7 protein-coding genes are annotated in these 12,926 nt (G+C 62.0%); all 7 read left to right on the forward strand.

Annotated features, from left to right (window positions below):
- Positions 1–87 precede the first annotated feature (87 nt).
- On the forward strand, positions 88–276 hold the full coding sequence (gene bcsR, locus LPQ25_RS01175) for a cellulose biosynthesis protein BcsR (protein WP_002921513.1): 189 nt from the start codon (positions 88–90) through the stop codon (positions 274–276).
- 11 nt (positions 277–287) lie between these two features.
- Positions 288–1,019: a cellulose biosynthesis protein BcsQ gene (gene bcsQ / locus LPQ25_RS01180; RefSeq protein ID WP_002921510.1), complete on the forward strand. Its 732-nt coding sequence runs from the start codon at positions 288–290 to the stop codon at positions 1,017–1,019.
- Positions 1,016–3,634: a UDP-forming cellulose synthase catalytic subunit gene (gene bcsA / locus LPQ25_RS01185; RefSeq protein WP_002921508.1), complete on the forward strand. Its 2,619-nt coding sequence runs from the start codon at positions 1,016–1,018 to the stop codon at positions 3,632–3,634. Before bcsQ ends, bcsA begins: the two co-directional genes overlap by 4 nt.
- 10 nt (positions 3,635–3,644) lie before the next feature.
- On the forward strand, positions 3,645–5,990 hold the full coding sequence (gene bcsB, locus LPQ25_RS01190) for a cellulose biosynthesis cyclic di-GMP-binding regulatory protein BcsB (RefSeq protein WP_014906804.1): 2,346 nt from the start codon (positions 3,645–3,647) through the stop codon (positions 5,988–5,990).
- 3 nt (positions 5,991–5,993) lie between these two features.
- Positions 5,994–7,103: a cellulose synthase complex periplasmic endoglucanase BcsZ gene (bcsZ, locus tag LPQ25_RS01195; protein WP_014906805.1), complete on the forward strand. Its 1,110-nt coding sequence runs from the start codon at positions 5,994–5,996 to the stop codon at positions 7,101–7,103.
- Entirely contained in the window at positions 7,085–10,564 is a 3,480-nt protein-coding gene (gene bcsC / locus LPQ25_RS01200; protein WP_014906806.1) for a cellulose synthase complex outer membrane protein BcsC, read from the forward strand. Before bcsZ ends, bcsC begins: the two co-directional genes overlap by 19 nt.
- 242 nt (positions 10,565–10,806) lie before the next feature.
- On the forward strand, positions 10,807–12,813 hold the full coding sequence (gene hmsP / locus LPQ25_RS01205; RefSeq protein WP_004151429.1) for a biofilm formation regulator HmsP: 2,007 nt from the start codon (positions 10,807–10,809) through the stop codon (positions 12,811–12,813).
- The last annotated feature ends 113 nt before the right edge of the window (positions 12,814–12,926 follow it).

Below are 12,926 nucleotides of genomic sequence, written 5' to 3' on the forward strand. Positions count from 1 at the left end.
GTCATCAGTTTTAGCATGTACACCTGCTTTTAAGGATGAGCTGTATACGTCCTCTGGTTTAATAATAAATTTCGAACGGACAGAGATATGCCAGCAAAAGATCCTGCGGTACCCACGGACGCCACGCTGGGGTACACCTTTCAAAATGATTTTCTGGCGCTTAGCCGGGCATTTTCCCTGCCGGATATTGATTATCATGATATTTCCAGGCGCGAACAGCTGAACGCGGCGCTGAAGCGCTGGCCGCTGCTGGCAGAGTTTGCAGAGAAAAAATAAGGAAGCCGGAGATGGCTATTCTGGGATTACAGGGCGTGCGCGGGGGAACTGGCGTCACGTCCATTACGGCTGCACTCGCCTGGGCCCTGCAATTGCTCGGTGAAAGCGTGCTGGCGATCGACGCCAGCCCGGATAATATGCTGCGCTTTTTCTTTAATACCGATATCCATCATCAGGACGGCTGGGCGCGGGCGCTGCTCGACGGCCGGGACTGGCGTGACGCGGGCTTGCGCTATACGCAGCATATCGATCTGCTGCCGTTTGGCCAGCTCAGCGCCGGTGAAAGAGAAAATGTCGACCAGCTGCAGCCCACCCTGGGGGCGATAGCGGAGGCAGTACAGCAGCTACAGGGCCAGTACCGCTGGCTGCTGCTGGATCTGCCGGCGGGTTATTCGCCGTTGACCCGCGAGCTGCTGACGCTTTGCGATCGCTCGCTGGTGGTGGTTCATCCCGACGCCAATAGCCATATCCGTCTACACCAGCAGCCCCTCCCGGCCAACGGCGATATTCTGATTAACGATCTGCGGGTCGGCAGCCAGCTGCAGGAAGATCTCTACCAGCTGTGGCTGGAGAGCCAGCCGCGCATCCTGCCGGTGACGATTCACCGCGACGAGGCGATGGCCGAGTGCCTGGCGGCGAAACAACCTCTCGGGGAGTATCGTCAGGATTCGCTGGCGGCGGAAGAGGTGCTGACCCTGGCGAACTGGTGCCTGATCCACTATTCCGCCGGGAGAGCGGCATGATCCGCCTCAGTACGCTGCTGCTGGCCCCGCCGGTGGGGGAGCGGCTGCGTGCGCGCTATGATGACTATCGGCAGCACGGCGCTTCGTGGCTGTCGGCGTCGCTTGGCTGTCTGTGGGCGTCGCTGGTCTGGGCGCTGATGCCGCTGGAGACGCCGCGCTGGCAGGCGATTCTGGCCCGCCATGAAACCTATTTTCCCCACATAAATCCGCATCGCCCGCGTCCGCTGGATCCGCTGCGCTACCTGCTGCAATCCCTGTGGTTACTGACGACGCGCGTGCCGGAGCCGGAGAAAAAGGTCAACTGGCGTTCGCTGGCGGCGCTGGAAGGGGTGCACGGTCGCTATACGCAGTGGCTGGAAAAATTGCCTGAGCAGATGAACGCCCGCACCGGCCATCTGGATAAACAGAAAGAGCTGGCGCACCTCAATCCTAAACTGCGCCGGGCGATCCTTGGGGGGGTGACCTTCTGCTCGCTGGTGCTGGCGCTGATGTGTATTACGCAGCCCTTTAACCCGCTGTCGCAGTTTATCTTCCTGATGCTGCTGTGGGGCGTGGCGCTGCTGGTGCGACGCATCCCGGGCCGTTTCTCGGCGCTGATGCTGATCGTGCTGTCGCTGACGGTGTCGTGCCGCTATATCTGGTGGCGCTATACCTCGACGCTGAACTGGAACGACCCGGTAAGTCTGGTGTGCGGGATCATTCTGCTGTTCGCAGAGACCTACGCCTGGGTGGTGCTGGTGCTGGGCTACTTCCAGGTGGTCTGGCCGCTGAATCGCCAGCCGGTGCCGCTGCCGGAGGACATGGATTTGTGGCCAACTGTGGACATCTTCGTCCCCACCTATAACGAAGATCTCAACGTGGTGAAAAACACCATTTACGCCTCGCAGGGCATCGACTGGCCGAAGGACAAGCTGAACATCTGGATCCTCGACGACGGCGGACGGGAAGCGTTTCGCCAGTTTGCCAAAGATGTTGGGGTGCACTATATCGCCCGCACCAGCCACGAACACGCCAAGGCCGGCAACATCAATAATGCGCTGAAATATGCCAAAGGGGAGTTCGTCTCGATCTTTGACTGCGACCATGTGCCGACGCGCTCGTTTCTGCAGATGACCATGGGCTGGTTCCTGAAAGAGAAAGAGCTGGCGATGATGCAGACCCCGCACCACTTCTTCTCGCCCGATCCCTTTGAGCGCAACCTTGGTCGTTTTCGCAAAACGCCGAACGAAGGGACGCTATTCTACGGCCTGGTGCAGGACGGGAACGACATGTGGGACGCCACCTTCTTCTGCGGCTCCTGCGCCGTTATCCGCCGCGGCCCGCTGGATGAAATTGGCGGGATAGCCGTCGAAACGGTGACCGAAGATGCCCACACCTCGCTGCGTCTGCACCGGCGGGGATATACCTCCGCCTATATGCGTATTCCGCAGGCGGCGGGGCTGGCGACGGAGAGTTTATCCGCGCATATCGGCCAGCGCATCCGCTGGGCGCGCGGGATGGTGCAGATATTCCGCCTCGATAATCCGCTGTTTGGCAAAGGCCTGAAGCTGGTGCAGCGCGTCTGCTACGCCAACGCCATGCTTCACTTTCTCTCCGGTATTCCGCGCCTCATCTTCCTCACGGCGCCGCTGGCCTTTTTGCTGCTCCATGCCTATATCATTTATGCGCCAGCGCTGATGATCGCGCTATTCGTGTTGCCGCACATGATCCACGCCAGCCTGACCAACTCGAAGATTCAGGGCAAATATCGCCATTCGTTCTGGAGTGAAATTTACGAGACGGTGCTGGCCTGGTATATCGCGCCGCCCACTTTTGTGGCGCTGATCAACCCGCATAAAGGCAAGTTCAACGTCACCGCGAAGGGCGGGCTGGTGGAAGAGGAGTATGTCGACTGGGTGATCTCCCGGCCCTATATCTACCTGGTGCTGCTCAATCTGGTCGGCGTCGCGGTGGGGATCTGGCGCTTCATGTACGGCCCGGAAAATGAAATCCTCACCGTCTGGGTGAGTATTGTCTGGGTATTCTACAACCTGATTATTCTTGGCGGCGCGGTGGCGGTCTCGGTTGAAAGCAAGCAGGTTCGCCGTTCGCACCGTGTCGAAATGAGCATGCCGGCGGCTATCGCCCGCGAAGATGGCCACCTGTTCTCCTGCACCGTCCACGACTATTCCGACGGCGGACTGGGGATCAAAATTAACGGCGACGCGCAGGTGCTGGAAGGCCAGAACGCCAGGCTGCTGCTCAAACGGGGACAGCAGGAGTATGCCTTCCCGGTCAGGGTCGCGCGGGTCAACGGCAGCGAAGTGGGGCTCCAGCTGCTGCCGTTAACCAACCAGCAGCATATCGATTTTGTGCAGTGTACGTTTGCCCGCGCTGATACGTGGGCGCTTTGGCAGGATAGCTTCCCGGAAGATAAGCCGATGGAAAGCCTGCTGGATATCCTCAAGCTGGGCTTCCGTGGCTATCGTCACCTGGCGGAGTTTTCGCCGCCGTCGGTGAAGGTGGTTTTCCGCGCGCTCACTTCGCTGGTGGCCTGGATAGCGTCGTTTGTACCCCGACGCCCTGAACGCGCCGCGCCGACGCTCTCCGCAGACCCGGCAATGGCTCAACAATGATGATAATGCGATGAAAAGAAAACTTTCCTGGATGTGTGCAGTAGCGGTGGGCATGTGCAGCTGGTATCCACTGGCCTCTTATGCGGCGCCGGCCGCGGTGGCGAACGCTGCCCCTGTCGTTCAGCCGCAGGCCGCGACCCCGGCTGCGCCGATCGTGGTGGGCGAGCCGACGGCGACCCTCGCCGAACCGACCGCTCCGGCGGCGGTGGCCGAGAACGTGCCGCAGCGGGAGGTGAAGCTGAGCTTTGCCACCATCGCGCCGCCGCCCGGCAGCATCGTGCTGCGCGGCTCACGGCCTGACGCGTCGGTCGAATTCGGCATGCGCAGCGATGAGCTGGTCGCCAACGCGCTGCTCAATCTGGAATACACCCCATCGCCCTCGCTGCTGCCCGTGCAGTCGCAGTTGAAGGTCTATCTTAACGATGAGCTGATGGGCGTCCTGCCCGTCACCAAAGAGCAGCTGGGGAAAAAGATCCGCGCGCAGCTGCCGATTGACCCGCTGTACATCACCGACTTCAACCGCGTACGGCTGGAGTTTGTCGGCCACTACCGCGATGTCTGCGAAAACCCGGCCAGCAGCACGCTGTGGCTGGACGTCGGACGCGAAAGCTATCTGGATCTCACCTACCAGTCGCTGAAGGTAAATAACGATCTGTCACACTTCCCGGTGCCGTTCTACGATCCGCGCGATAACCGCCCGCTGAAGCTGCCGATGATTTTCCCGGGCTCGCCAGCGGTCACCCAGCAGCAGGCGGCGGCGATAGTCGCCTCCTGGTTCGGCAGCAAGGCCGGCTGGCGCGGCCAGCAGTTCCCGGTCTATTTCAATGAACTGCCGGATCGTAACGCCATTGTCTTCGCCACCAACGACAAGCGTCCGGACTTCCTGCGCGATCATCCGCCGGTCAAGGCGCCGACCATCGAAATGATCGACAACCCGAACGATCCCTACGTCAAGCTGCTGGTGATTTTCGGCCGCGATGATAACGATCTGCTGCTGGCGGCGAAGGGGATTGCTCAGGGCAATATTCTGTTCCGCGGCAGCAGCGTCACCGTGGACGGCATCAAAACCCTGCAGCCGCGTCAGCCTTACGACGCGCCGAACTGGGTGCGCACCGACCGTTCGGTCACCTTTGCTGAGCTGAAAACCTATGAGCAACAGCTGCAGTCCAGCGGCCTGGTGCCGGATGCCATCACCGTGGCGCTTAACCTGCCGCCGGATCTCTATCTGCTGCGGGCCAACGGCATCGATATGGATCTGAAATACCGCTACACCATGCCGCCGGTGAAGGACAGCTCGCGGATGGATATCAGCCTCAACGACCAGTTCCTGCAGTCGTTCAGCCTTAACAGCTCCCAGGACGTGAACAAACTGATCCTGCGCCTGCCGGTGCTGCAGGGGCTGCTGGACGGCAAATCGGAGGTCACCATCCCCGCGCTGCGTCTTGGGGCGGTCAACCAGCTGCGCTTTGACTTCCAGTATATGAACCCGATGCCCGGCGGCTCCATCGACAACTGTATTACCTTCCAGCCGGTGCAGAACCACGTGGTGATCGGCGACGATTCGACCATCGACTTCTCGAAGTATTATCACTTTATCGCCTTGCCGGACCTGCGCGTCTTCGCCAATGCGGGCTTCCCTTACAGCCGTATGGCGGACCTTTCCGACACGCTGGTGGTGGTGCCGAAGGCGCCGACCCAGGGCCAGGTGGCGACGCTGCTGCAGGCGCTGGGGGGCATCGGTTCGCAGACCGGTCTGGCGGCGATTAATCTGCAAATGACCGACGATGGCAACCAGATCAAGAATAAAGACGCGGATCTGCTGCTGATCGGCGCGATCCCGTCGTCGCTCAAGGACGACACCAAAATCAACCTGCTGGTCGAGGCGACCAAAAGCTGGGTGAAAATGCCGATGCGCCACTATGACCTGGCGAGCATTTATCCCGACGATGAGGCCCGCACGCCCAATACCCGCACCGACATTACCTCTTCCGGGCCGATGGCGGCGGTGATTGGCTTCCAGTCGCCGTATAACGATCAGCGCAGCGTGGTGGCCCTGCTGGCCGACAGCCCGCGCGGTAATGAACTGCTGACCAACGCCCTCAACGACAGCGGTAAGCGGGCAGCGATGTTTGGCTCGGTGGCGGTGATCCGCGAATCCGGCGTCAACAGTCTGCGGGTGGGGGATATTTACTACGTGGGTCATCTGCCCTGGTTCGAGCGCATCTGGTTCGCGCTCTCTAACCACCCGATACTGCTGGCGATCTTCGCCGCCATCAGCATTGTGCTGCTGGCATGGGTGCTGTGGCGCATGCTGCGCATCATCAGCCGCCGCCGTCTTAGCCTGGATGATGAGTAAACCATGATGAAAGTACTTTGTGGCGCGGTGCTCTCGGCGCTGCTGCTGGCGGCGGGCCAGGTGGGCGCCGCCTGCCAGTGGCCCGCCTGGGAGCAGTTTAAACAAGCGTACGTCAGCCCCGAGGGACGGGTGATTGACCCCAGCGATGCGCGCAAAATCTCCACCTCGGAAGGACAGAGCTATGGCCTGTTTTTCGCCCTGGCGGCCAACGATCGCGCAGGGTTCGACAAACTGCTGACCTGGACGCAGAACAACCTGGCGGAAGGCGATCTGAAACAACATTTGCCGGGCTGGCTGTGGGGCAAAAAGGACGATGAGCAGTGGACCCTGCTGGACAGCAACTCGGCGTCCGACTCGGATCTGTGGATAGCCTGGGCGCTGCTGGAGGCGGGGCGCCTGTGGCAACAGCCGCAGTACACCGAGACCGGTAAAGCCCTGCTGGCGCGGATTGTCGCTGAAGAGACGGTGGCGGTGCCGGGCCTCGGCACGATGCTGCTGCCGGGAAAAGTCGGTTTTGCCGATGACAGCGGCTGGCGGTTTAACCCCAGCTATCTTCCGCCGCAGCTGGCCACCTACTTTGTGCGTTTTGGCGCGCCGTGGCCCGCTCTGCGCGATAGTAACCTGCGCCTGCTGCTGGAGACCGCGCCGAAAGGCTTTACCCCGGACTGGGTGCGCTATGAGAAAGGGAAAGGCTGGCAGCTGAAAACCGAAAAGCCGCCGATCGGCAGCTATGACGCGATTCGCGTCTACCTGTGGGTGGGCATGCTCCATGATGGCGATAAGCAGAAAGCGCGTCTGTTGCAACGCTTCGCGCCGATGGCGGCGCAGACCACGAAGCAGGGGGTACCCCCGGAGAAAGTGAATATCGCCACCGGCAAAACCAGCGGCCAGGGGCCAGTGGGCTTCTCCGCGGCAATGCTGCCGTTTTTACAGGACGACGAGGCCCGGTCGGTGCAACGCCAGCGCGTCGCCGATAACTATCCCGGCGCGGATGCCTACTACAGCGCAGTTCTGACGCTGTTCGGCCAGGGTTGGGATCAACACCGTTTTCGTTTCACGGCGAGTGGTGAATTACAACCTGACTGGAACCAGGAATGCGCAAGCTCTCACTAAGTTTACTCACGCTGTCCCTCGGCGTTGCGCTGCTGCCGTTAGCGCAGGCGGCGACGACGCCTGCCCAGGAGCATCTGCTGGAGCAGGTCCGCCTCGGCGAGGCCAGCAATCGTGAAGACCTGGTGCGCCAGTCGCTGTACCGTCTGGAGCTGATTGATCCCAACAACCCGGAGCTGATTGCCGCGCGGATGCGCTATCTGCTGCGTCAGGGGGATGCCGCCGGGGCGCAAAAAGAGCTGGAACGACTGACGAAGCAGGCGCCGGACTCCCCGGAGCTGAAGGCGTCGCGCAATGAGATGAAAAGCAACACCGGCGAGGGCCGCCAGGCGCTGCAGCAGGCGCGACTGCTGGGCGTGGCCGGGAAGGTCGATGAAGCCATCGCCGCCTATGAAAAACTGTACGGCGGGGTGCCGGATGACGTTGACGTCGCCATTGAGTACTGGACGCTGGTGGCGCGCCTGCCGGCCCGCCATAGCGAAGGCGTCAGCCAGTTGAAAAAACTGAACGCCAGCGCGCCGGGCAACGTCAGCCTGCTGACTTCGCTGGCGAAGCAGATGTTCGCCGATAACAAACCGCAGGAGGGGTTCGCCTATCTGGCGGAGATGGCCCGATCGGCCTCGGGACGCGGTATCGCCGCCGATATGTGGTTCAGTGAGGTGAAAAGCATGCCGGTGAGTAAGGCCAGCGTGCAGGCGTTGCAGCAATTTCTTCTGCAGTTTCCCACCGGCTCGGTGGCGGCGAACGCCCGCGTTCTGCTCGACCAACAGCAGGCGCAGCTGCAGGATCCGACTTTCCGCGCCCGCTCGGAAGGGCTGGCGGCGGTCAAGTCCGGGAATACCACGCAGGCGGTCGCGGATCTGCAGAAAGCCGTTCAGGCCGACAGCCGCGACAGCGACGCGGTGGGCGCTCTCGGCCAGGCCTATTCCCAGCGCGGCGACCGCGCGCGGGCAGTGGCGCAGCTCAGTAAAGCGATTGCTATGGACCCTGACAGCCCGAACCGCGGCAAGTGGGACAGCCTGCTGCAAACTAACCGCTACTGGCTGCTGATAAAGCAGGGGGATAACGCCCTGAAAGCCGGCCAGCTTTCGCAGGCGCAGAACTATTATGCCCAGGCGCAGCGGGTCGATCGCACCGACAGCTATGCCGTGCTGGGGCTGGGGGACGTCGCGGCGGCGCGCAAAGAGGCGGCGGCGGCGGAGCGCTATTACCAGCAGGCGTTGCGCCTGGATCGCGGCAATAACCTGGCGGTGCGCGGCCTGGCCAACCTCTATCGCGCCGAATCGCCGGAGAAAGCCAGCGCCTGGATCGCCGGCCTCCCTCCCGCTCAGCGGCGGAGCATCGATGATATTGAGCGCAGCCTGACTAACGACCGGCTGGAGAAACAGGCGCAGGCTCTGGAGAGCCAGGGCAACTGGGCGCAGGCGGCGGAAGTTCAGCGTCGGCGCCTGGCGCTGGATCCGGACAGCGTCTGGATAACCTACCGTCTGGCGCGGGATCTGGTCAGCGCCGGCGAACGCCAGGAGGCCGACGCGCTGATGCGGACGATGGTCAACCGCCAGCCGCAGGACGCCGAACGGGTCTACGCCTCGGGACTCTACCTGTCGGGGAACGACCAGGACGATCTGGCTCTGGCGCAAATCGCCGCTCTGCCGCGCAGCGCGTGGACGGATAACATTCGTGAGCTCGAAGCGCGTTTGCAAAGCGACCGGGTGCTGCGCCAGGCCAACCAGCTGCGCGACAGCGGTAACGAAGCGCAGGCGATCGCCCTTATCCGACAGCAGCCCGCCTCGGTGCGCTATGACCTGACGCTCGCCGACTGGGCGCAGCAGCGCGGCGACAGCCAGACGGCGATTGCCAACTATCAGCGGGTGCTGCGCCAGGAGGCCGACAACGGCGATGCGCGCCTCGGCCTTGCGGAAGTCTACCTGGCCGAGGGCGATAAACCGGCCGCCCGGGCGCAGGTCATGCAGCTGAAAGGCGCAGAGACCGAATCCATGAACATGCAGCGGCGGGTGGCGCTGGCGCGAGCTGGCCTTGGCGATACCGCTGACGCGCAACGGATTTTTAATCAGATTGTGCCGCAGGCGAAGGCGCAGCCGCCCTCGATGGAGAGCGCGCTGGTGCTGCGCGATGCCGCGCGCTTTGCCACCCAGAGCGGGGCGCCGCAGCAGGCGCTGACGCACTACCGGGAAGCGATGGTGGCCTCCGGCATTACCCCCGCGCAGCCGCAGGATAACGATACTTTTACGCGGCTGACGCGCAACGACAGCCATGATGACTGGCTGAAGCGCGGGATCCGCAGCGATGCCGCCGACCTTTATCGTCAGCAGGATCTGAACGTCACCCTGGAACATGACTTCTGGGGTTCCAGCGGCACCGGCGGCTATTCCGACCTGAAGGCGCATACCACCATGCTGCAGATGGATGCTCCGCTGGCGGATGGCCGGATGTTCTTCCGCACCGACCTGGTCAATATGGATGCCGGCAGCTTTTCCACCCACAGCGACGGGAGCTACTCGCCCAGCTGGGGCACCTGCGGGGAGATCGCCTGTACCAGCGGCAGTAAAAATCAGACCGACAGCGGGGCCAGCGTGGCGGTCGGCTGGAAGAATGACACCTGGAGCGGGGATATCGGCACCACGCCGATGGGCTTCAATGTCGTCGATGTGGTGGGGGGGCTGAGCTACAGCAGCGACGTCGGGCCGGTGGGGTACACGGTCAACGTCCACCGGCGGCCTATCTCCAGCTCGCTGCTCTCCTTTGGCGGGCAGAAGGACAGCAGCAGCCATACCGGCGCCACCTGGGGCGGCGTCCGCGCCGACGGCGGCGGCCTGAGCCTGAGCTACGATCGCGGGGAGGCTCACGGCATCTGGTCCTCGCTGGGCGCCGACTCGCTGACCGGTAAAAACGTGGCGGATAACTGGCGCGTGCGCTGGATGACCGGGTACTACTACAAGGTCATCAACGAGAATAATCGTCGCGTCACCGTCGGCCTCAACAATATGATCTGGCACTACGACAAAGATCTCAGCGGCTACACCCTCGGCCAGGGCGGCTATTACAGCCCACAGGAGTATCTCTCGTTCGCCGTGCCGGTGACCTGGCGTCAGCGCACCGAGAACTGGTCCTGGGAGCTCGGCGGGTCGGTGTCATGGTCCCATTCGCGCACCCAGACGCAAGCCCGCTATCCGCTGCTGAACCTGATCCCGTCCGACTACCGGCAGCGCGCCAGCGAGCTGACGGAGGAGGGGAGCAGCAGCCATGGATTCGGTTACACCGCCAGAGCGCTGGTGGAGCGGCGGGTGACCAGCAACTGGTTCGTCGGCGCCGCGGTCGATATTCAGCAGGCGAAGGATTACACCCCGAGCCATGCGCTGCTTTACGTCCGCTACTCGGCGGCCGGCTGGCAGGGGGATCTGGATATGCCGCCCCAGCCGCTGGTGCCCTACGCCGACTGGTAGCAGAATAGGCTGAATTACGTTACAGAGCGCCACTCCGCGACGCGCTTCGCGTATACTCGTGAGGCGTTGCCCACCGTTGGCCGTCGGGGATGTATCCCGGCGTCCGCGCCACCGCGCGGAAATATCCCGTCACTTCATCCCTCGCGGGCGTGGGCGAAGGATTTAAGTATATAATCAGCCTGAAACGACCGGGATTGAAGGATTGATACCGGGTATGTATTCAGTATCAGTGGAGAACACCGTTGCGCGTCAGCCGTTCACTTACAATCAAACAGATGGCGATGGTCGCGAGCGTGTCCATGGCCTTTGTATTGGTTTTTTGTACTATTTTGCTGTTTCACTTTGTGCAACAGAGTCGCTTTACCACGGCCACGCAGTTAGAAAGTATCGCGCGATCCGTTCGCGAACCGCTGTCTGCGGCTATTCTGAAAGCCGATATTCCGGAAGCGGAAGCCATTTTAAGCCGTATCCAGCCTGCTGGCATCGTCAGCCGGGCGGATGTGGTATTGCCGAACCAGTTCCAGGCGCTGCGGATGCGATTTATCCCCGAGCGGCCGGTGCCGGTAACCGTCACCCGGCTGTTTGAACTGCCGGTGCAGATTTCGCTGCCCATTTATTCGCTGGAGCGGCCGGCCAACCCGCAGCCGCTGGCCTATCTGGTGCTGCAGGCCGACTCCTATCGCATGTATAAATTCGTCATGAGCGCCCTTGCTACGTTAGTGACTGCTTACTTACTTCTGGTGCTGATGCTGACGGTGGCGCTCACCTGGTGCATCAACCGGCTGATGGTTCGCCCTCTGCGGCGTATCGCCCGCGAGCTGAACGATCTCTCCCAGCAGGAGCGTCTTGGCCATCAGCTGACCCTGCCGCGCCTGCACCATGACGACGAGATCGGTATGCTGGTGCGTAGCTATAACCGCAACCAGCAGAGCCTGGTCCGCCAGCATGATGAGCTGTCCATCCAGTCGACCCGCTTCCCGGTCTCCGAGCTGCCGAATAAAGCCTTTTTGCTGGCGATGCTGGAGCAGACGGTGGCCCGCCCGCAGAGCGCCGCGCTGATCGTCGTCGCCTGTGAAACCCTGCAGGACGCCGCCGGGGTCCTCAAGGAGAGTCAGCGCGAAATGCTGCTCCTGACGCTGGTGGAGAAGCTGCGGGCCGCGATCCCGCCGCAGATGGTGCTGGCTCAGGTGAGCGGGTATGACTTCGCGATTCTCGCCGATGGCCTCGCCGAACCATGGCAGGCGGTAACGTTAAGTAAGCAAGTGCTCACTATTATTAATGAGCGTTTACCGCTGCATGGGCTGCAGCTGCGCCCCTACGCCAGCGTCGGGATCGCCATGTTCCACGCCGGGCTCAGCGCCGAGCAGTTTTACCGGCGCGCGGTGTCGGCCGCCGTCACCGCACGACGTAAAGGCAAAAACCAGATCGAGTTCTTCGATCCCGAGCAGATGGAAAAGGCTCAGCGCCGCCTGATGGAAGAGCACGACATTATGACCGCGCTCGATAACCAGCAGTTCGCGATCTGGCTGCAGCCGCAGGTGGCCTGCGCCAGCGGCGAGATCTGCGGCGCCGAGGTACTGCTGCGCCAGCGGCAGGCGGATGGCAGCTGGTCGCTACCGCCGGCGCTGATTGAACGTATTGAATCCTGCGGGCTGATTATCCCGGTCGGCTACTGGGTAATGGAAGAGGCCTGCCGCCAGCTTGCGGCCTGGCAAAGCCAGGGGATTATGCTGCCGCTGTCGGTCAATGTTTCGCTGCTCCAGCTGCTGGAGCATGACCGCGGCGAGGAGATGCTAAAGCTGATCGCCCGCTACCGCATCGCCCCGGGCACCCTCATCCTCGAGGTGACGGAGAGCTGCCGGATGGACGATCCGCAGGATGTGATGGCGCGGTTGCGACCGCTGCGCGAGGCCGGGGTACAGATTGCGCTGGATGATTTTGGCATGGGTTATGCCGGGTTGCACCAGCTGCAGCAGATGAAAGCTCTGCCGGTGGATATTCTGAAAATCGATAAAGTATTCATCGATATGCTGCCGGAGGATGTCAGCATGGTGCCGGCGATGATCCAGCTCGCGCGCGGCCTGTCGCTGCGTATCGTGGCGGAAGGGGTGGAGAACGACGCCCAGCGCCGCTGGTTGCAAGCCGCCGGCGTCGAGGTGCTCCAGGGCCATCTGTTCGGTTGCGCTTTGCCGCAGGAGGCATTCAGCGCGCGCTATCTCTCCCCGGTTCGGGAGGATGAAAATTTGTAAATGTTTTGTTGACTTGTGCGAGTCAGCTCAAAGATTTTAACAATTGCGTTGCACTTTCGGCGTTAGTTATTTCTGAAATGTTTCCAGGGTGTTATTTTTAAGCCACAGACGTC

Source organism: Klebsiella sp. KPN54798, from assembly GCF_021184225.1.
Taxonomy (GTDB): domain Bacteria; phylum Pseudomonadota; class Gammaproteobacteria; order Enterobacterales; family Enterobacteriaceae; genus Klebsiella; species Klebsiella pneumoniae.